At 68.7% G+C, this 19262-nt stretch carries 17 protein-coding genes; 13 read left to right on the top strand and 4 right to left on the bottom strand.

The features are described from left to right. The first annotated feature begins 53 nt into the window (after positions 1-53). The 7 genes from CDO46_RS19505 to purT all read left to right on the top strand — a co-directional run bounded on the left by CDO46_RS19505 (position 54) and on the right by purT (position 8422). Positions 54-1190 (top strand): ABC transporter substrate-binding protein, encoded by a 1137-nt coding sequence (locus CDO46_RS19505; protein ID WP_087840132.1) that lies wholly within the window; start codon positions 54-56, stop codon positions 1188-1190. 58 nt (positions 1191-1248) lie between these two features. Continuing rightward, on the top strand, positions 1249-2295 hold the full coding sequence (locus CDO46_RS19500; protein WP_087840131.1) for a branched-chain amino acid ABC transporter permease: 1047 nt from the start codon (positions 1249-1251) through the stop codon (positions 2293-2295). A gap of 41 nt (positions 2296-2336) precedes the next feature. After that, complete coding sequence (locus CDO46_RS19495) at positions 2337-4124, top strand: ATP-binding cassette domain-containing protein (RefSeq protein ID WP_243724365.1); 1788 nt, start codon at positions 2337-2339, stop codon at positions 4122-4124. A 17-nt stretch (positions 4125-4141) separates the two neighbouring features. Further along, positions 4142-4879: an ABC transporter ATP-binding protein gene (locus CDO46_RS19490; protein WP_087840129.1), complete on the top strand. Its 738-nt coding sequence runs from the start codon at positions 4142-4144 to the stop codon at positions 4877-4879. Between the two features lie 11 nt (positions 4880-4890). Beyond that, positions 4891-6633, top strand: a complete 1743-nt coding sequence (locus CDO46_RS19485; RefSeq protein WP_087840128.1) for an acyl-CoA dehydrogenase — start codon at positions 4891-4893, stop codon at positions 6631-6633. Beyond that, positions 6620-7120: a MarR family winged helix-turn-helix transcriptional regulator gene (locus CDO46_RS19480; protein WP_165962990.1), complete on the top strand. Its 501-nt coding sequence runs from the start codon at positions 6620-6622 to the stop codon at positions 7118-7120. The genes CDO46_RS19485 and CDO46_RS19480 overlap by 14 nt, the downstream gene beginning before the upstream one ends. Before the next feature lie 78 nt (positions 7121-7198). Next, complete coding sequence (gene purT / locus CDO46_RS19475; protein WP_087840126.1) at positions 7199-8422, top strand: formate-dependent phosphoribosylglycinamide formyltransferase; 1224 nt, start codon at positions 7199-7201, stop codon at positions 8420-8422. On the opposite strand, the gene CDO46_RS19470 is transcribed toward purT, so the two are convergent. Continuing rightward, positions 8409-9338 (bottom strand): BMP family protein, encoded by a 930-nt coding sequence (locus CDO46_RS19470; RefSeq protein WP_087840125.1) that lies wholly within the window; start codon positions 9336-9338, stop codon positions 8409-8411. The genes purT and CDO46_RS19470 overlap by 14 nt on opposite strands. A 144-nt stretch (positions 9339-9482) precedes the next feature. Beyond that, positions 9483-11084 carry an ABC-F family ATPase gene (locus CDO46_RS19465; RefSeq protein WP_165962989.1) on the bottom strand — a complete coding sequence of 534 codons (1602 nt, stop codon included), beginning with the start codon at positions 11082-11084 and terminating at the stop codon, positions 9483-9485. A gap of 416 nt (positions 11085-11500) precedes the next feature. Here CDO46_RS19465 and CDO46_RS19460 point away from each other — a divergent pair, with 416 nt between their 5' ends. Genes CDO46_RS19460 through mnhG form a run of 6 tightly spaced genes read left to right on the top strand, consistent with a single transcriptional unit; the run spans position 11501 to position 17585 of the window. Continuing rightward, positions 11501-14416 (top strand): monovalent cation/H+ antiporter subunit A, encoded by a 2916-nt coding sequence (locus CDO46_RS19460; RefSeq protein WP_087840123.1) that lies wholly within the window; start codon positions 11501-11503, stop codon positions 14414-14416. After that, positions 14407-14748 carry a Na+/H+ antiporter subunit C gene (locus CDO46_RS19455; protein ID WP_087840122.1) on the top strand — a complete coding sequence of 114 codons (342 nt, stop codon included), beginning with the start codon at positions 14407-14409 and terminating at the stop codon, positions 14746-14748. The genes CDO46_RS19460 and CDO46_RS19455 overlap by 10 nt, the downstream gene beginning before the upstream one ends. Then, positions 14745-16391 carry a monovalent cation/H+ antiporter subunit D gene (locus CDO46_RS19450; protein WP_243724343.1) on the top strand — a complete coding sequence of 549 codons (1647 nt, stop codon included), beginning with the start codon at positions 14745-14747 and terminating at the stop codon, positions 16389-16391. The genes CDO46_RS19455 and CDO46_RS19450 overlap by 4 nt, the downstream gene beginning before the upstream one ends. Continuing rightward, entirely contained in the window at positions 16388-16879 is a 492-nt protein-coding gene (locus CDO46_RS19445; protein ID WP_176400792.1) for a Na+/H+ antiporter subunit E, read from the top strand. Before CDO46_RS19450 ends, CDO46_RS19445 begins: the two co-directional genes overlap by 4 nt. After that, entirely contained in the window at positions 16876-17154 is a 279-nt protein-coding gene (locus CDO46_RS19440; protein WP_087840121.1) for a K+/H+ antiporter subunit F, read from the top strand. The genes CDO46_RS19445 and CDO46_RS19440 overlap by 4 nt, the downstream gene beginning before the upstream one ends. Next, positions 17151-17585 carry a monovalent cation/H(+) antiporter subunit G gene (gene mnhG / locus CDO46_RS19435; RefSeq protein WP_087840120.1) on the top strand — a complete coding sequence of 145 codons (435 nt, stop codon included), beginning with the start codon at positions 17151-17153 and terminating at the stop codon, positions 17583-17585. Before CDO46_RS19440 ends, mnhG begins: the two co-directional genes overlap by 4 nt. Before the next feature lie 67 nt (positions 17586-17652). Here the strand turns inward: mnhG and CDO46_RS19430 are convergent, their stop codons facing one another. Both CDO46_RS19430 and tadA read right to left on the bottom strand, forming a co-directional pair. Further along, positions 17653-18681 (bottom strand): LD-carboxypeptidase, encoded by a 1029-nt coding sequence (locus CDO46_RS19430; RefSeq protein WP_087840119.1) that lies wholly within the window; start codon positions 18679-18681, stop codon positions 17653-17655. Then, positions 18678-19178, bottom strand: a complete 501-nt coding sequence (tadA, locus tag CDO46_RS19425) for a tRNA adenosine(34) deaminase TadA (RefSeq protein WP_087840118.1) — start codon at positions 19176-19178, stop codon at positions 18678-18680. Before tadA ends, CDO46_RS19430 begins: the two co-directional genes overlap by 4 nt. Positions 19179-19262 lie beyond the last annotated feature (84 nt).

Here is a 19262-nt window from a genome sequence, read left to right as displayed (position 1 = left end):
GGCGTCCCAGACACGCCCACCGCCCCATGAAAAAGCCCCAGAGGAGACACACCATGACCTTACGCAAGCTGATCGTCCCCACCCTCGTCGCATTGCTGTTCCAATCCGCCGCGCAGGCCGAGATCACCATAGGCGTCAGCCTGCCGCTGACCGGCCCCGCCTCGGGCCTGGGCATTCCCTGCAACAACGGCTTGGCGTTGTGGCCCAAGTCCATAGGCGGCGAAACCCTGCGTGTCATCGTGCTCGACGATGCCTCCGATCCCACGGTGGGCGTCAAGAACGCGCGCCGCTTCGTGTCCGAGGACAAGGTGGACCTGATCGTCGGCTCGGCGGCGACCCCGGTCGCGCTGGCGATGTCTGACGTCGCGGCCCAGGCGAAAACGGTGCAACTGGCGGCCTCGCCCATCGTGACCGCGCCGGGCAAGGACGAATGGTCGTTCCGGCTCGCCCAGTCCAACGCGGTCATGGCCATCCCGGTCGTCGCCCACATGAAGAAACACGGCGTCAAGACGGTCGGCTTCCTGGGCTACTCCGACACCTACGGCGAAAGCTGGCTGAACGATTTCACCAAGGAAGCCAAGGCGGCGGGCATCACGGTGATCGGCGCCGAGCGCTTCGCGCGCACCGATACCAGCGTGACGGCGCAGGCGCTGAAACTGACGGCCGCCAATCCCGACGCCATCCTGATCGCGGCCTCGGGCAGCGGTGCCGCCATGCCGCACAAGGCGGTGGTCGATCGCGGCTATCGCGGCAAGATCTACCAGACCCACTCGGCCGCCTCGCGCGACCTGATGCGAGTGGGCGGCAAGGACGTCGAAGGCGCGTTCGTCGTGTCGGGTCCGGCCACGGTGGCCGACCAGTTGCCCGACAGCAATCCGTCCAAGAAATTCGGCGTGGACTACATCGCCCGCTATGAAAAGATCTATGGCGCCGGCTCGCGCAACCAGTTCGCCGCGCACATGTACGATGCCGCCATCCTGCTCGAGAAGGCGGTGCCCGTCGCGCTGAAGAAGGCCCGGCCGGGCACGCCGGAATTCCGCGCCGCGCTCAAGGAGGCGCTCGAGAGCGGCGGCGTGACGCCCGTCTCGCAGGGCATCATCGACTACACCCCGCAGGACCATTGGGGCTTCACCAAGGAAACCGGGCTGATCATGAAGGTCGTCAACGGCGACTGGAAGGTCGAGCAATAAGCCGCCACGGCCGGCGTGCGGGCGCCGGCCCATCCCACTCCATACCAAGAGTTTGCACATGGACTTGACGATAGCCGGCGTCTTGACGCTGGACGGCCTGACCAACGGCGCGATCTACGCGCTGCTGGGCATCGCCACTGTCCTGATCTTCACCGTTACGCGCATCCTGTTCATTCCCCAGGGGGAATTCGTCGCCTTCGGCGCGCTGACCCTCGCCCTGTTCCAGACCGGCCAGGTGCCCGGCACGGTCTGGCTGCTGCTGGTTGCTTCGGCCGCGGCCTTCCTGCTCGACCTGCGCATCCTGCTGCGCACCCCCGCCGCGCCGGGCCGATCGCGCACCGTCCTGCGCCTGGCTCTGGGCCAGCTGGCCCTGCCGGCCGTGATCGCCGCCGTCTCGGTCTGGGCAGCGCCACGGGACCTGCCCATCCTGCTCCAGGGCCTGCTGACGCTGCTGATCGTCACGCCGCTGGGTCCCCTCACCTATCGCCTCGCCTACCAGTCCATCGCCGAGGCCAGCGTACTGGTGCTGCTCATCGTCTCGGTGGGCGTCCATTTCGTGTTGCTGGGCCTGGCGCTGTTCTTCTTCGGCGCCGAAGGGTTCCGCAATCCGCCCTTCGTCGATGCCCGCTATGCGCTGGGGCCGCTCAGCCTGTCCGGGCAGGTCGTCGCCATCTTCATCGCCTTCGTCCTGCTGATGGTGCTGCTCAAGCTCTTCTTCGGCCGCACGCTGTACGGCAAGGCCTTGCGCGCCACCGCCGTCAACCGCCTGGGCGCGCGCCTCCTGGCGATTTCGGCCGACGCCGCCGGCAAGCTGGCGTTCGCGATGGCAGCCTTCATCGGCGCCTTGTCCGGCCTGCTGATCGGCTCGACCACGACGGTCTTCTACGATTCCGGCTTCCTGATCGGACTGAAGGGCTTCATCGCCGCCGTCGGCGGCGGACTCGCCAGCTACCCTGCCACCGCCGTGGGCGCGCTGCTGCTGGGCGTAGCCGAATCCTTCGGCTCGTTCTGGGCCAGTTCGCTGAAGGAGGCCATCGTCTTCACGCTGATCCTGCCGGTGCTGCTGTGGCGCTCGCTCTACACCCCTCATCACGAAGAACACTGATGAAGCACCATTCCGACACCCTGCGGGCCGCCGCGCCCGACATGGCCCGCCGGCCCGGCGGCTACCCGGTGCGCGCCGCGGTCTTCGCGCTGTTCGTCGCGGCCCTGCTGGCGCTGCCGCTGCTGCCGGTGCCCGAATTCTGGATCACCCAGCTCAACTACATCGGCCTGTATGCGATCGTCGTGGTCGGCGTCGTCCTGCTGACCGGCATGGCCGGCCTGACGTCCTTCGGGCAGGCGGCCTTCGTCGGCCTGGGTGCCTATGCCACCGGCGTGCTGTCGGTCACCTACGGCGTCTCGCCCTGGCTGGGGCTGCTGGCGGGGCTGGCGGTCACGGCCTGCGCGGCGCTGCTGATCGGCCCGCTTACCCTGCGCATGTCGGGCCACTACCTGCCCGTCGCCACCATCGCGTGGGGGCTCGCGGTGTTCTACCTGCTCAGCAGCATCGACTGGCTGGGCAAGTACGATGGCCTGATGGGCATCGCGCCGGTGTCCATCGGCAGCCTGGTCTTCGACACCGGTCGCTCGCAGTTCTATCTGATCTGGGCCTTTGCGCTGGCCGCCATGCTGGTCGCCGGCTGGCTGCTGGATTCACGCAGCGGACGGGCCATCCGCGCGCTGCGCGACGGCACCGTGCTGGCGGAGGCCATGGGCGTGAACACGCTGCGCTACAAGATCGGCGTGTTCGTCCTGGCCGCGCTGTTCGCCTCGGTATCGGGCTGGCTGTTCGCCCATTTCCAGCGCAGCGTGAACCCCTCGCCCTTCGGGCTCCACATGGGCATCCAGTACCTTTTCATGGCCGTGCTGGGCGGCTTGGGTTCGGTATGGGGCGCGCTGACGGGCGCGGCGGCGGTCAAGCTGATCGAGGACCAGCTCCAGGTGCTGATTCCCGCCCTGCTGGGCCGCACCGGCAGCTTCGAGGTCATCGCCTTCGGCATCATCCTGGTGCTGGTGCTCAAGTACGCCCGCCAAGGCATCTGGTCCTTCCTCGACGGCCTGGCGCCACGCGCGCGCCGCCGGCGCGACTGGGCCGAGGCCGCCGCGCTGCCGGTACGCCCCAAGCCCGAACGCGGCGCCGTCGTACTCGAGGGCAAGGGCCTGCGGCGCCAGTTCGGCGGCCTGGTGGCGGTCAACGACGTGGACCTGGCGGTGCGCGCCGGCGACATCGTCGGGCTGATCGGCCCCAACGGCGCCGGCAAGTCCACCACCTTCCACCTGCTGAGCGGCGTGCTGGCGCTGAGCGCGGGCGAGATCCTGCTGCACGGCTGGCGCGTGGACGGGCTGCCCTCGCGCGTGATCGCCAGCCGGGGCCTGGCCCGTACCTTCCAGCACGTCAAGATGATTCCCGACATGAGCGTGCTGGAGAACGTCGCGCTGGGCGCGCACCTGCGCGGCGGCACGGGCCCCTTGCGTTCCATGCTGCGGCTGGACCGCCCGCAGGAGCGCAGTCTGCTGCGGGAGGCCGAAGCGCAACTGGTGCGGGTGGGGCTGGGCGAACACCTGCACGAGCCGGCCGGCAACCTGGCCATGGGCCTGCAACGCCTGATGGAGATCGCCCGCGCGCTGTGCAGCGACCCCGCCGTGCTGCTGCTGGACGAACCCGCGGCCGGCCTGCGCCACTTCGAGAAACAGGCCCTGGCCAAGGTGCTGCGCCAGTTGCGCGAAGAAGGCATGGGGATCCTGCTGGTCGAGCACGACATGGACCTGATGATGAACGTGGCCGACCGCATCGTCGTGATGGAGTTCGGCACCCGCCTGATGGAAGGCACGCCCGCCGAGGTTCGCGCCAGCCCCGCGGTGCGCGCGGCCTATCTCGGCACGGAACATTGATATTGATGGAGCGCCCCATGAACCAGGCATTGCTGGAAGTCTCGGACCTGCACGCGGGCTATGGCCGGGCCGAGGTCCTGCACGGCATCGGCCTGCGGGCCGAGCGAGGCTCGGTCGTGACCGTGATCGGCCCCAACGGCGCCGGCAAGTCGACCCTGCTCAACACCCTGATCGGCGCCGTGGGCGCGCGCGGCCGGATCCACTATGAAGGCCGGGACATCGCCCACATGCGCCTGGAGGACCGGGCCATGCTGGGGATCTCGCTGGTGCCCGAGAAGCGCGAACTCTTCTCCAGCATGACGGTCGAGGACAACCTCGTGCTGGGTGCTTTTCGCCAGGTGCGGCTGCGCAACCGCGCATGCATGGAAACGCTGGACGAGATCTACGCCATGTTCGGCCGGCTGCATGAACGGCGCCACCAGCCGGCCGGCACGCTGTCGGGCGGCGAACGCCAGATGCTGGCGGTGGGCCGCGCGCTGATGAGCCGGCCCGAACTGCTGATGCTGGACGAACCCAGCCTGGGGCTCGCGCCCCGCGTCGTCGCCGAGGTTTTCGAAGTGATCGAGCGCCTGCGCCGCACCGGCGTGACCATCCTGCTGGTCGAGCAGAACGCGCGCGCCGCGCTCGAGGTCGCCGACTACGGCTACGTGCTGGAAATGGGAGAGATCTCGCTGCATGGACCGGCCCGCGAACTGGCCGGCGACGATCGCGTGGTCGACAGCTACCTGGGAGCCGCGCCGGCTCCCGCCCTGTAAGAGGACGAACCGTGCGCCGCTACGTGCCGCCGCTGGAAGACATGTTGTTCGTGATCGAGCGCGTGCTGCATGCCCCGGGTCAATGGGCGACCCTGCCCGGGCTGGCCGACCCCGGCATCGAGACGGCCCGGCACGTGCTGGCCGAGGCTGGGCGCTTCGCCGCCGAAGCGCTGGCGCCGCTGAACGCGGTGGGCGATCGCGAAGGCTGCGCCTACGTGGACGGACGGGTCGCGACCCCTACCGGTTTCGCCGCCGCCTACCGCGCCTATGTCGATGCCGGCTGGGCCAGCCTGGGCTGCGCTCCCGAATGGGGCGGCCAGGGCCTGCCTCATCTGCTCGAGGCCGCCATCCAGGAGATGCTGGTGTCGGCCAACCATGCATGGTCCATGTATCCGGGCCTGCTGCACGGCGCCTATGCCTGCCTGGCGGCCCACGGCGACGCCGCCTTGAAGGCGCGCTACCTGCCCCGGCTGGCCAGCGGGGAATGGCTATGCACCATGTGCCTGACCGAACCGCAGGCCGGCTCGGACCTGGGGCGCATCCGCACCCGCGCCACCGAGCGCGACGGCGCCTATGTCATCGACGGCGGCAAGCTCTTCATCTCCGGGGGCGAGCATGACCTGACCGACAACATCGTGCACCTGGTCCTGGCCCGCCATCCCGGCGGCCCGCCGGGATGGCGGGGCCTGTCGCTGTTCCTGGTGCCGAAGATCCTGCCCGAGACCGGCCAGCGCAACGGCGTGTACTGCGACGGCGTGGAAAGCAAGCTCGGCATACGCGGCAGCGCCACCTGCTCCATGCGCTTCGAGAACGCACGCGGCTGGCTGCTGGGGGAGCCCTGCAAGGGCCTCGCGGCCATGTTCGTGATGATGAACGCCGCGCGGCTGGGCGTTGGCCTGCAAGGGGTGGCCCACGGCGAAGCCGCCTACAAACACGCGCTGCGCTATGCCCGCGAGCGCATCCAGGGACGCCCCGTGCCCGGCATCGCAGCGGGCACGGATCCCGTGCCCATCGCCCTTCATCCGGCCGTGCACGCCAGCTTGGCGGCGCAGCGCTGCGCGGTCGAAGGCGCGCGCATGCTGGCCTACTGGACGGCGCAACTGCTGGACGAATCCGAATACGCGGCCTCTCCGGACCAGCGCCGCCACGCGCACGAACGCCTGGCGCTATTGACTCCCATGGTCAAGGCCTGGGCCACGCGGGCGGGGTTCGAGGTCGCCGACCAGGCCCTGCAAGTGTTCGGCGGCTACGGCTACATCGAGGAAACCGGCGCCGCGCAGGCGTTGCGGGACAGCCGCATCCCGCCCATCTACGAAGGCACGAACGAAATCCAGGCGGTGGACCTGCTGGTGCGCAAGGTAATCGCCGACGGCGGCGCGGCCTACGGCCGCCTGCTGGACGAACTGGAGGCGGCGGCCCGCCACGACGGCCAGGGGCTGGAACAGCAGGCCGTCCAGCTGGATGCGCTGGCCGCGCATCGCCGCCTGCTGGCCGATATCGTCCAGGACTCGGCCCGGGATCCCGGCTACCCGTACCGTGCCGCGGACGATTTCCTGCGCGCCACCGCCCTGCTCTGCCTGGGCCGCTGGTGGCTCAAGGTGCTGGCGCTGTCCCGCGAAGGCGGCGCGGCGCCGCGCGGCAAGGCCGCAACGGCCCGCCATTTCTTCGATACCGTGTTGCCAGGGATAGCCCATGTCGAACATCGCATACGGTGCGCCCGGCGCGCGCTGCCCGAACTCGATGACTGCGATTGAAACCCCGCCCGGCCTCGAACGGCCGGACGACGGCCGGAATCGGCGGGGCGGCCTGGACCGGCGCAGGCTGGACCATCTGCTCGGCTTCATGACCTCGCTGGCGGACGCCACCCTGCGCAAGGCCTTCGTCGCGCACCTGGGCGACCTGAAACTGCGTCCGGTCGAGTTCTCCATCCTGGCGCTCCTGGCCGTCAACCAGCGGGTCACGCAGAAAAAGCTCTGCCTGGCGCTGGACACGCCGGCGCCCAACCTCGTCGTCGTCCTGACCCGGCTGCAGGAGCGCGGGCTGCTGCGCCGCATACGCAGCGACGAGGATAGGCGCGAACAGCATGTGCAACTGACCGACGAAGGCAGGCAATTGGCCGATCGCGCCCATGCGCGATCCCTGGCCATGGAGGCCGAGGCCCTGTCGGTGCTGACCGAGGGCGAACGGCTGCTGCTGGCCGAGCTGTTGCGCAAGATCGCCGCCGGAGGCCGCCGGACCTGAGGTCGGCCGCGCGGGCGGCGCAGCAAGACCCGCCGGTTCGCGCTACATTTCGGTTTTCGCTTCTGGACGACCCCCGCGATGACCGCCACCCGTTTCCCCACCCTGGGCACCCCGCTCTCCCCCGCAGCCGTGCGCGTCATGCTCCTGGGCTCCGGCGAGCTCGGCAAGGAGGTCATCATCGCCCTCCAGCGGCTGGGCGTGGAAGTCATCGCCGTCGACCGCTATGCCGACGCCCCTGGCCACCAGGTCGCGCATCACGCCCGCACCGTCGCCATGACCGACCGGGATGCGCTGAAGGCGCTGATCGAGGCCGAGCGGCCGGACATCATCGTCCCCGAGATCGAGGCCATCGCCACCGACCTGCTGGTCGAACTGGAGGCCGCCGGCGTGGCTCGCGTCACGCCCACCGCCCGCGCCGCCCAGTTGACGATGAACCGCGAGGGCATACGGCGCCTGGCGGCCGAAACCCTGGGCCTGCCCACCTCGCCCTACCGCTTCGCCGCGACCCGCGAGGAATTGCAGGCCGCCATCGACCAGCACATCGGCTACCCGTGCATCGTCAAGCCCGTCATGTCCTCTTCCGGCAAGGGCCAGTCCAAGCTCGACGGACCTCAGGACGTGGAACGCGCCTGGCGCTATGCGCAGGAAGGCGGCCGGGTGGGCGCCGGCCGGGTCATCGTCGAGGGCTTCGTGCGCTTCGACTACGAGATCACCCTGCTGACCGTCCGCTCGCGCGGGGCCGACGGCCAGGATCGCACCGATTTCTGCGAGCCCATCGGCCACGTGCAGGTGGACGGCGACTACGTCGAGAGCTGGCAACCCCACCCCATGTCGCCCGCTGCCCTGGCCCGCTCCCGCGAGATCGCCGCCAAGGTCACGGGCGAGCTGGGCGGCTACGGCATCTTCGGCGTCGAGCTGTTCGTGGCGGGCGACGAGGTCTGGTTCTCCGAAGTCAGCCCGCGCCCGCACGACACCGGCATGGTCACCATGATCTCGCAGGTCCAGAACGAGTTCGAACTGCATGCCCGGGCCTTCCTGGGGCTGCCGGTGGACACCTCGCTGCGCCAGCCCGGTGCGAGCAGCGTGATCTACGGCGGGATCGAGGCGGGCGCGGTGGCCTTCGACGGCGTGGCCCAGGCGCTGGCCGAGTCGGGCACCGACCTGCGGCTGTTCGGCAAGCCGGAGTCCTTCGTCAAGCGCCGCATGGGCGTCGGGCTGGCCTCGGCCGCCACCGTGGACGAGGCCCGGGCCAAGGCCAAGCGTGTCTCGTCGGCGGTCACGCCGCGCGCTATATCCGGCTGAGCAGCCCGCTCAGGTCGAATTCCCGTCCCGAATATTCGCGGCTGGGAACGACCTCGCCCCGCACCAGGGCCTGGCTCCATTCCTCGACGGCCTGCCGCGTGGACGCCCCGGCCAGCGGGCTGAGCGCCAGCCGGACGTATTCGGGGCGCTCCACCCCGTAGTCGGTACGGGTACCGAAGGGCAGGCTGCCCTCGGCATGGTCCTGGATGGCCGCCGCGATGCAGCGGCCGGTATCGGAAATGGCCGACCCCACGAACAGCTTCGGATCGGTCTCGGTCCAGTCGACGATTGCACCAATCTGGCGCAGCCGGAACTTCTGGCAGGCCAGCACCGCACCCGGCCGGCCACCATCGACGGCCGCGAACACCACGTCCACGCCGCGCTTGGCCATGGCTTCGCAGGTCTCGAAGGCCAACCCCTCGTCGTCCTGGCTGCCGCAAAAGGACGTCATCATGCCCATGCCCGGCGACTGCCGCATCGCCCCGTCCACATAGGCCGCCCGCGCCCACAGCGCTGCCTCGGTCTTGACCGCCGACAGGTGGCCCAGTCCGCCGGTGCGGCTCTCGGCGGCCGCCGCGACGCCGGCCAGGAAGGCCGACTGCTCCTGCTTGACGCCATAGACCGCGCAGTTCTCGGCCAGGTGCGACCCCTGGATGACGACGAAATGGATGTGGGGGAAGCGTTCGGCGGCCATGGCCACCGGATAGTCGCCGGCGCTGCCGTAGGCCACGACCAGGTCGGCGCCGTGGTGGCAGACGTCGATCACGCGCGCCGCGCGTATGGCCGGGCCCGTGGACTCGATCCAGATCAGTTCGACCTGGCGTCCCGCGCGCCGGGCAATTTCCACGCCCGCCACGCCGCACTGGTTGAAGCTGCCATAGCCGGGGGACCCGAAGAGCAGGACCTTGACCCGCATGGCTCAGCCCGCCGCGCCGGGTACCCCCGGCGCCGTGAGGATGGCGATAGACAAAGATTTCCGCATCGTCTTCTCCTTGGCGGTGGACGGGATGCCACCGGACTCGAAGCAGACCAAAGCAATCTTCGTGCCGTTCTGCCCCGGTCAGTCCTCGATGCCGCGCGAGGCCAGGTACTCGTCGTACGTGCCCTTGTAGTCGATGAGCTGGCCGTCGGGCAGTATCTCGATGATACGACTGGCCAGGCCCGACACGAACTCGCGGTCGTGCGACACGAAGAACAGCGTACCCTGGAATTTCTCGAGCGCCAGTTGCAGCGACTCGATCGACTCCATGTCCAGGTGGTTGGTCGGTTCGTCCAGCAGCAGCACGTTGTGCTTGCGCAGCATGAGCTTGCCGAACATCATCCGGTTCTTCTCGCCGCCCGACAGCACGCCCACGGCCTTGCCGATGTCGTCGCTCGAGAACAGGAGGCGCCCCAGCACCGAGCGGATGGCCTGGTCGTCGTCGCCCGGCTGGCGCCACTGGCCCATCCAGTCGAAGACGTTGTCCTCGGTCTGGAAATTGTCGGAGACGTCCTGCGCCATGTAGCCGAGGTTGGCGTTCTCGGACCACTTGATCGTGCCCTGGTCGGGCGCCAGGTCGCCGGCCAGCATGCGCAGCAGCGTGGTCTTGCCCACGCCGTTGGCGCCGATGATGGCGATCTTCTCGCCAGCCTCGACCATGGCCGAGTACTTCGGGATGACGGGCTTGTCGTAGGCCTTGACGATGCCCTCGATCTCGACCGCCTGGCGGTGCATGACCTTGGCCAGCTCGAAGCGGATGTAGGGGTTCTGGCGCGACGACGGCTTGACCTCGACCGTCTCGGCCTTGAGCTTGTCGATCTGCTTCAGGCGCGACGTGGCCTGGCGGGCCTTGGACTTGTTGGCCGAGAAGCGGCGCACGAAATCCTGCAATTCGGTGATGCGCTCCTTGGCCTTGGCGTTCGAGCTCATCAGGCGCTCGCGCGCCTGGGCCGAGGCCAGCATGTAGTCGTCGTAGTTGCCGGGATAGATGCGCACTTCGCGATAGTCCAGGTCGGCCATGTGGGTGCAGACCTGGTTCAGGAAGTGGCGATCGTGGCTGATGATGATCATCGTCGACTGGTACTGGTTCAGCACCGTTTCCAGCCAGCGGATCGTATTGATGTCGAGGTTGTTGGTCGGCTCGTCCAGCAGCAGCACGTCGGGATTGGAGAACAGCGCCTGCGCCAGCAGCACCCGCAGCTTCCAGCCCGGCGCGATCTCGCGCATCGGCTGCTGGTGCTGCTCGACCGGGATTTCCAGGCCCAGCAGCAATTCGCCGGCTCGGGCCTCCGCCGTGTAGCCGTCGTACTCGGCGAACTTGGCCTCGAGGTCGGCCGCCCGCATGTAGTCTTCGTCGGTGGCGTCGGGATTGGCGTAGATCGCGTCCCGCTCGCTCATGGCCTGCCACATTTCCGCGTGGCCCATCAGCACGACGTCCAGCACGCGCACGTCTTCGTAGGCGAACTGGTCCTGGCGCAGCTTGCCCAGGCGCGTGTTGGGCTCGAGCGAGACGTTGCCGGCCGACGGTTCGAGGTCGCCGCCGATGATCTTCATCAGCGTCGATTTGCCGCTGCCGTTCGCACCGATGAGGCCATAGCGGTTGCCTTCCCCGAACTTGACCGAGACATTCTCGAACAGGGGTTTGGGACCGAACTGGATGGTGAGGTTGGCGGTGGAAATCACGGCGGAAACGGGCTCGCAAAAAAGAGAAACGTCGCGCGCAAGCATGACGAAAGCGCGAAGATCAACCTATTAGTGTAACAGCCCGGATTCGGGTTGACCCGAACATTTACACAATGCCCGCCAACGGCGACGGGGCAGCCCGTGCCGCCCAGCACGGCTCCGCCGTTTGTTACCATTGGGCGCATAGCCACGAAGCCGGAACTGCGGCCGGCAACGTGCGCACGCCTCTCCTGGACACGATGGCGTCCCCGGAGCGGGCGCCCCGCGGCCGGCGCGGGACGCCTTCCGGCGAACGCCCATGGCGCAAGACCGAGCGCGGGACCATACCCGCCCCGTGTCCCGGCTAGGTGCGTTCTTTGTTGCTCGCATCTGCGTTGCCCCACCCATACCTATATCAAAGAGAGTGACCGCCACCCATGTCCTTGCTGATTCTCCTAGCGCTTCCCTTCGCCGGCAGTGTCTTGGCGGCCTTGCTGCCCGCCAATGCGCGAAACCGAGAAGCCTGGCTTGCCGGTTTGGTCGCATTGGCGGGAACGGTACAGGCCGCCCTGCTCTACCCCGAGGTGTCGTACGGCGGCGTGGTCCGCTACGAATTTGCCTGGCTGCCTTCGCTGGGGCTCGATTTCGTCCTGCGCATGGACGGGCTGGCCTGGATATTCACCCTGATGATCAGCGGCATCGGCCTGCTGGTCGTGCTGTACGCGCGCTACTACATGTCGCCGGAAGATCCGGTGCCGCGCTTCTTCTCTTTCTTCCTCGCCTTCATGGGCGCCATGCTGGGCGTGGTCCTGTCCGGCAACCTGATCCAGCTCGCCCTGTTCTGGGAACTGACCAGCCTGGTGTCCTTCCTGCTGATCGGCTACTGGCACCACCGGCCCGACGCACGGCGCGGGGCGCGCATGGCGCTCACGGTCACGGCCGCCGGCGGTCTGTGCCTGTTCGCCGGCATCCTGGTGCTGGGGCACATCGTCGGCAGCTATGACCTCGAAGCGGTGCTGTCCTCGGGCGAGCTGATCCGCTCCCACCCCGTCTACGAAGTGGCGCTGGTCCTGATCGCGCTGGGCGCGCTCACCAAGAGCGCCCAGTTTCCCTTCCACTTCTGGCTTCCCCACGCCATGGCGGCGCCCACGCCCGTGTCCGCCTACCTGCACTCGGCCACCATGGTCAAGGCCGGCGTCTTCCTGCTCGCGCGGCTGTGGCCGGTGCTGGCCGGCACCGAGGAATGGTTCTGGATCATCGGGGGAGCGGGCCTGTGCACGCTGCTGCTGGGCGCCTATACCGCGATATTCCAGCAGGACCTGAAGGGGCTGCTGGCCTACTCCACCATCAGCCACCTGGGGCTTATCACGCTGCTGCTGGGCCTGGGCAGCCCGCTGGCGCTGGTGGCGGCGGTCTTCCACATCATGAACCACGCGACCTTCAAGGCCTCGCTGTTCATGGCGGCCGGCATCATCGACCACGAATGCGGCACCCGCGACATCCGCCGGCTCAGCGGGCTGGCGCAGGTCATGCCCATCACCGCCACGCTGGCCATGGTGGCCGGGGCCGCGATGGCCGGCGTGCCGCTGCTGAACGGCTTCATTTCCAAGGAGATGTTCTTCACCGAGGCCGTGGTGGTCGGCAACGCCGTGGGCATGAGCCATGCACTGCCCATCGCCGCCACCGTGGCGGGCGCCTTCAGCGTGGCCTATTCGTGGCGCTTCCTGCACGACGTGTTCTTCGGGCCGCCGCCGCACGACCTGCCGCGCACGCCGCACGAGGCCCCCCGCTGGATGCGCTTTCCGGCCGAGGTCCTGGCCTTCCTGTGCCTGGCCGTGGGCGTGGCGCCCGGCTACACCATCGCCCCCTTCCTGGCCACCGCGGTACGCGCCATCCTGGGCGACGCGGTGCCCAGCTACAGCCTGGCCATCTGGCATGGCTTCAACCTGCCGCTGGTCATGAGCTTCGTGGCGCTGGTGGGTGGATCGGCGCTGTACCTGATCCTGCAGAAGACCTTGCGCCTGAGCACGGTCGAGCGCCTGCCGCTGTTCTACAAATTCAACGGCAAGCGGGCCTTCGAGCGCGTCATGAGCTTCGCCATCGGCCTGGCCGACCGGCTGACCAACAGCCTGGGCGCACGCGGACTGCAATCCCAGTTGCTGGGCATCGTCGCCTTCGCCATCCTGGTGGCCGCCGTCACGCTGTACGGCCAGCCGCTGCTGCTGCCCGCCGTCCAGACCTCGCCCATCGACCCGACCTTCGCCATCCTGTGGCTGATCGGCATCGCCTGCGCCATCGGCACCGCCTACCAGGCCAAGTATCACCGTCTGGCCTCGCTGATCATGATGGGCGGCGCCGGGCTGGTCACCTGCATCACCTTCGTCTGGTTCTCCGCCCCCGACCTGGCGCTGACGCAGCTGCTGGTCGAGGTGGTCACCACCATCCTGCTGCTGCTCGGCCTGCGCTGGCTGCCGCGCCGCAAGGAACCCCGGGAACTCGGCATACGCGTGCCGGCCATGGCCTGGGTGCACCGCGTGCGCGACCTGGCCATCGCCGTGGCGGGCGGCGCCGGCATGGCGCTGCTGGCCTACGCCGTGCTGACGCGCCCCTATCCCGACACCATCTCCAACTATTTCCTGGAGCGGGCGTTGACCGAAGGCGGCGGCACCAACGTCGTCAACGTGCTGCTGGTGGATTTCCGCGGCTTCGACACGCTGGGCGAGATCTCGGTGCTGGGCATCGTCGCGCTGACCGTCTACGCGCTGCTGCGGCGTTTCCGCCCGGCTCCCGAGAGCATCGCCCTGCCCCACCAGCAGATCGACCAGGGCAAGACCGACGCCGCCGCGCGCGCCGGCGACGATCCGGCCGTGGGCTACCTGCTGATGCCCTCGGTGCTGATCCGGCTCGCGCTGCCCATCATCGCGCTGTTCGCCGTCTTCCTGTTCATGCGCGGGCACAACCTGCCCGGAGGCGGCTTCGTCGCCGGGTTGACGCTGTCGGTGGCCTTCATCCTGCAGTACATGGTGGGCGGTACCGCCTGGGTCGAATCCAAGATGCGCCTGCATCCCCAGCGCTGGATAGGCCTGGGCCTGCTGTTTGCCGTGCTGACCGGCATGGGGGCCTGGCTGTTCGGCTATCCCTTCCTGACCTCGCACGGTGCCCACCTGCACCTGCCCCTGGTGGGCGAGATCCACGTGCCCAGCGCCTTTCTTTTCGACCTGGGCGTGTTCAGCCTGGTCGTCGGAGCCACGATGCTTATCCTTACCGCCCTGGGCCACCAGTCCATACGCAGCCACCGCGCCGCGCAGCAGGCCGAGGCCGAGCTCCCCCGGGGAGGTGCCCGGTGGAAGTGATCATCGCCATCGCCATCGGCGCGCTGGGCGGCTCGGGCATCTGGCTGCTGCTGCGGCCCCGGACCTTCCAGGTCATCATGGGCATCTCGCTGGTGTCCTATGCCGTGAACCTGTTCATCTTCTCGATGGGCAAGCTGTCGCTGGACCAGATCCCCATCCTGCGCGCCAACCGCGCCAGCGAGGTCGCCGACTACGCCGATCCGCTGCCCCAGGCGCTGGTCCTGACCGCGATCGTCATCGGCTTCGCGATGACCGCGCTCTTCCTGGTCCTCATGCTCGCCTCGCGCGGCCTGAGCGGCACCGACCACGTGGACGGCAGGGAGGGTGAATGATGCTGTCCTGGCATGACCATCTCATGATCGTCCCCATCGTCCTGCCCATGCTGGTGGCCGGCCTGATGCTGCTGCTGGGCGAGGGCCGCGCCACGGCCAAGGCCGTGGTCAACGTGGTGGCCACCGTGGCGCTGCTGGCCGTGGCGATCGCGCTACTGCGGCAGGCGGACGCCGGGCCGGTGCGGGTCGCGGTCTACCTGGCCGCCAACTGGCCGGCGCCCTTCGGCATCGCGCTGGCGCTGGACCGGCTGTCGGCCATCATGCTGCTGCTGACCGCCATCATGGCGCTGGGCTCCCTGCTGTACTCGCTGGCCAGGTGGCACCGCGCGGGGGTTCATTTCCATCCGCTGTTCCAGCTCCAGCTCATGGGCCTCAACGGCGCCTTCCTGACGGCGGACCTGTTCAACCTGTTCGTGTTCTTCGAAATCCTGCTGGCGGCCTCCTATGGCTTGCTGCTGCACGGATCCGGGCCGCAGCGGGTCAAGGCGGGCCTGCACTACATCGCCGTCAACCTGGTCGGGTCGTCGTTGTTCCTGATCGGCGTGGCGCTGATCTACGGCGTGACCGGCACGCTGAACATGGCCGACGTGGCCGTGCGCATCGGCCAGGTCGCGGGCTCGGATCGCATGCTGATGGAGGCCGGCGCCGCCATCCTGGGCGTGGCCTTCCTGATCAAGGCGGGCGCCTGGCCGCTGAACTTCTGGCTGCCGCCCTCGTACGCCGCCGCCTCGCCGCCCGCCGCCGCCCTGTTCTCCATCATGACCAAGGTGGGCGTGTACGTGATCCTGCGGCTCTCGCTGCTGATGTTCGGCGAGCAGGCCGGCGAGTCCAGCGGCTTCGTCCAGCAATGGATCCTGTACATCGGGCTGGCGACGCTGACCTTCGGCACGCTGGGCATGCTGGCCTCGCAGAACACCGGACGCCTGGCGGGCTTCGCGGTCATCATTTCCTCGGGCACGCTGCTGTCGGCCATAGGCTTCGGCCGCGACAGCGTGACGGCCGCGGCCCTGTTCTACCTGGTCAGCTCGACCCTGGCGCTGGGGGCCTTCTTCCTGCTGCAGGAACTGATGGAGCGCAGCCGGACCTTCGGCGCCGACCTGCTGGCGGTCACGCTGGAAGCCTTCGGCCTGGACCGCTCGGTCGACGCGGAAGAAGACATGAGCACGACCGACATCGGCGTGGCCATTCCCGCCGCCATGGCCTTCCTGGGGCTCAGCTTCATCGCGTGCGCCCTGGTGCTGTCCGGGCTGCCGCCGCTGTCGGGCTTCGTCGCCAAGTTCGCGCTGCTGACCACCATCCTGAACCCCGACGGCCTCACCCCCGAGGTCGGCAATCCCGAACCGGTGCTGGCCTGGGTGCTGCTGGGCCTGCTGGTGGTCTCGGGCCTGACGACCGTGGTGTCGCTGACCCGCATCGGCATACGCGCCTTCTGGGTCCCCTCCAGCCGCGCCCAGCCCCGGCTGCGCGTGATCGAGGTCTTTCCCATCGCCGCCATGCTGGTGCTGGGCATCGTGCTGATGGTCCAGGCCCAGCCCGCGATGCGCTATTTCACCGACACCGCCCGTGCCCTGCACCATCCCGGCGACTACGTGCGCGGCATCATGTCGGCCCGGCAGGCCGGCCCCGGAGGCGCCAACCCATGATCAGACGCATCGTTCCCTGGCCGCTCACCTCGCTGTTCCTGCTGGCGATGTGGCTGCTGCTCAACCAGACGCTCTCGCTCGGCCACATCCTGCTGGGCACCCTGCTGGCCATTGCCGTGCCGCTGTGGACCGCGCCGCTGCGGCCCGTCAGAGCCACCTTGCGCCGGCCCGGCGTGGCCCTGAAGCTGCTGGGCGTCGTCATCCTGGACAGCATCAAGTCCAATTTCGACGTCGCGCGGGTCATCCTGGGCTCGAAGTCCAGGCGCGACAATTCCGGGTTCATCCGGATGCCGCTGGTCCTGCGGGACCCGCACGGCCTGACCACCCTGGCGCTGATCCTGACCGCGATCCCGGGCACCGTCTGCATCGAGCTCGCCGACGACAAGAGCTGGCTGCTGATCCACGTGCTGGACCTGAACGACGAGCAGTACTGGATCGATACGATCCATAGCCGCTACGAACAACCGCTGATGGAGATCTTCGAATGAATGGCATGCTCGAATGGGCCAGCCTGTGCTCGCTGCTGTGCATCGCCATCGCCATGCTGCTGGCCACGCTGCGGCTGCTGAAGGGCCCGGCCGCGCAGGACCGGGTGCTGGCGCTGGACACCATGTACATCTGCGCGATGCTGATGCTGCTGGTGCTGGGCATACGCACCGGCAGCACCGAGTATTTCGAGGCCGCCGTCACCATCGCGCTGCTGGGCTTCGTCAGCTCGGTGGCGCTGGCCAAGTTCCTGCTGCGCGGCGAGGTGATCGAATGACGGACGGGATGACCTTGCCGCTGTGGGCGGAGATCCTGACTTCGCTGCTGCTGGTGGCGGGCGGCCTGCTGACGCTGGTCGGTTGCCTGGGGCTGTGGCGCTTCCACAGCTTCTATCAGCGCATGCACGGGCCCACGCTGGGAGCGACGATGGGGATGGTGTTCATCGTGCTGGCCTCGATGCTGTACTTCACGATGACGGACGAAGGGCCGGCGTTGCATGAGGTGCTGATCGCGGTGTTCCTGACGATGACGGTGCCGGCGACGACGCTGATGCTGGCGCGGGCGGCGCTGTATCGGCATAGGCGTGCGGGAAAGGACGTGCCGTTGCCGGACGGGGACGCGACCGCTGCGCGGTTCCGTACCGATACGCTGGATGACGAGCGCTATTACTCCGTGGACGAGAAAAAAGGCCCTCCCCCTACGCCCTGACGGGCGCCCCTCGAGAGGGCGGCACTGGCGGACCGGCCAAGCCGGATCCGCGGCGCCCTGGCAAACTTCAATGTCCGTGCGGAAAGACCAGGTAGGCCATGCCGGCTTCGGTCGCCAGGCCGATCTTCGCTCCGACCGGGAGCGTGGCCTTGGTCTTCACGTGGCCGAACGGCAGGCCGGTCACGACCGGAATCCTCACTTCGCGGCGCAGCCACCGCACGACCGAGCCCAGGTCGTAGCCGGCGTCGTGCGGGGTCAGCTTGTAGTCGGTGAAACTGCCCAGCACGATGGCCTTCTGGCGGGCCAGCACGCCGGCCTGGGCCAGTTGCACCAGCATGCGTTCGACCCGGTACGGGTGTTCGTTGACGTCCTCCAGGAACAGGATGCCCCGGGTGCGCGGGAAATACGGGGTGCCCAGCAGCGAGACCAGCACCGCCAGGTTGCCGCCCCACAGGATGCCTCGGCAGTCGACCGGGTCGGAGCCTTCCGATTCGAAGCTCAGGATTTCCAGTTCGCCGCGCAGGGTCTCGCCGAACATCGCCGCGGTCAGGTCGTCCACGCGTTTGCCGCCGAAGTCGAAGGCTGCCATCGGGCCGGCATAACTGACCGCGCCCGTGCTGGCCAGCAGCGCAAGCTGGAAGAAGGTGAAGTCGCTGTGTCCGACGAAGCGCTTGCCGCTGTCGGCCATGGCCTTCCAGTCGATGCGCGGCAGCAGGCGCGACAGGCCGTAGCCGCCCCGGGTCGCCATCACGATGGGATGCTTCTGGGTGATTGCCCGCGCCAGCGCGGCCAGCCGCTGGTCGTCCGTGCCGGCGAAGCGCTCGTGGCGCACCAGGGCACCCCGGTCCGCCACCGGATGGAAGCCCTGCGCCTTCAGGTGCTCCCGCGCGCGCGCGATGACCTCGGGATCGGGCACCGCGCCCGAGGGCGAGACGAGGTAGATGCCGGGCCGGCTTCCCAGGGACGGGAAGCCCGGACCGGGCCCATGGGCGTGGTCATGGCCATGATGGTGGCCGCCGGCCTCGTCATGCGGGTGGCCATGATGCGCGTCGTGGTCGTGGTGGGCGTCGGCGGGAGAAGAACGGCGTCGGTTCATGCGGACTCGGAAGGAAGTGGCGGGCCGCCGCGGGCGGCCTCGCGTTTCTGGCGGAAGAAAGCGCGGAGCAGCTCGCCGCATTCGGTGGCGAGCACGCCGCCCTCGACCCGGGTCTGGTGGTTCAGCACGGCGATGGACGGCAGGTCCAGCACGCCGCCGCAGGCTCCGGTCTTGGGGTCGGGCGCGCCGTACACCACGCGCGCCAGCCGCGCGTGCAGCATGGCGCCCATGCACATGGCGCAGGGTTCGAGGGTGACGTATAGCGTGGCGCCGGGCAGGCGGTAGTTGCCGGCCGCCAGGCAGGCCGCGCGCAGCGCCTGGATCTCGGCGTGGGCGGTGGGGTCGTGGCTGCCGACCGGCCGGTTGGCGCCCTCGCCCAGGATGCGGCCCGAGGCGTCGCAGACCACGGCACCGACCGGCACCTCGCCGTCGCGCCAGGCTTGCTCGGCCAGCGCCAGCGCGCGCCGCATCAGGATGACATCGGGAGAGTCGGACATGGGAGGGAAGGAATGAACCGCCGCATTCTACCGCGCGCGGCGGCTCCGGCCGGTTCCGGGCTCGGCCGGGGATCCTTACATATG

This window comes from Pigmentiphaga sp. NML030171 (assembly GCF_002188635.1).
GTDB lineage: Bacteria > Pseudomonadota > Gammaproteobacteria > Burkholderiales > Burkholderiaceae_B > Pigmentiphaga > Pigmentiphaga daeguensis.
Note: the sequence above shows the minus strand (reverse complement) of the source record. Positions and strands in the feature narration are given on the sequence as shown.

What these genes read in the sequence shown, in the direction of transcription:
- CDO46_RS19495 (WP_243724365.1), top strand. Translation starts at nt 2,337, where the DNA reads ATGGCCCGCCGGCCCGGCGGCTACCCGGTGCGCGCCGCGGTCTTCGCG.
- CDO46_RS19490 (WP_087840129.1), top strand. Translation starts at nt 4,142, where the DNA reads ATGAACCAGGCATTGCTGGAAGTCTCGGACCTGCACGCGGGCTATGGC.
- mnhG (WP_087840120.1), top strand. Translation starts at nt 17,151, where the DNA reads ATGACGGACGGGATGACCTTGCCGCTGTGGGCGGAGATCCTGACTTCG.
- CDO46_RS19440 (WP_087840121.1), top strand. Translation starts at nt 16,876, where the DNA reads ATGAATGGCATGCTCGAATGGGCCAGCCTGTGCTCGCTGCTGTGCATC.
- CDO46_RS19445 (WP_176400792.1), top strand. Translation starts at nt 16,388, where the DNA reads ATGATCAGACGCATCGTTCCCTGGCCGCTCACCTCGCTGTTCCTGCTG.
- CDO46_RS19480 (WP_165962990.1), top strand. Translation starts at nt 6,620, where the DNA reads ATGACTGCGATTGAAACCCCGCCCGGCCTCGAACGGCCGGACGACGGC.
- purT (WP_087840126.1), top strand. Translation starts at nt 7,199, where the DNA reads ATGACCGCCACCCGTTTCCCCACCCTGGGCACCCCGCTCTCCCCCGCA.
- CDO46_RS19505 (WP_087840132.1), top strand. Translation starts at nt 54, where the DNA reads ATGACCTTACGCAAGCTGATCGTCCCCACCCTCGTCGCATTGCTGTTC.
- CDO46_RS19450 (WP_243724343.1), top strand. Translation starts at nt 14,745, where the DNA reads ATGATGCTGTCCTGGCATGACCATCTCATGATCGTCCCCATCGTCCTG.
- CDO46_RS19460 (WP_087840123.1), top strand. Translation starts at nt 11,501, where the DNA reads ATGTCCTTGCTGATTCTCCTAGCGCTTCCCTTCGCCGGCAGTGTCTTG.
- CDO46_RS19430 (WP_087840119.1), bottom strand. Translation starts at nt 18,681, where the DNA reads ATGAACCGACGCCGTTCTTCTCCCGCCGACGCCCACCACGACCACGAC.
- CDO46_RS19470 (WP_087840125.1), bottom strand. Translation starts at nt 9,338, where the DNA reads ATGCGGGTCAAGGTCCTGCTCTTCGGGTCCCCCGGCTATGGCAGCTTC.
- tadA (WP_087840118.1), bottom strand. Translation starts at nt 19,178, where the DNA reads ATGTCCGACTCTCCCGATGTCATCCTGATGCGGCGCGCGCTGGCGCTG.
- CDO46_RS19500 (WP_087840131.1), top strand. Translation starts at nt 1,249, where the DNA reads ATGGACTTGACGATAGCCGGCGTCTTGACGCTGGACGGCCTGACCAAC.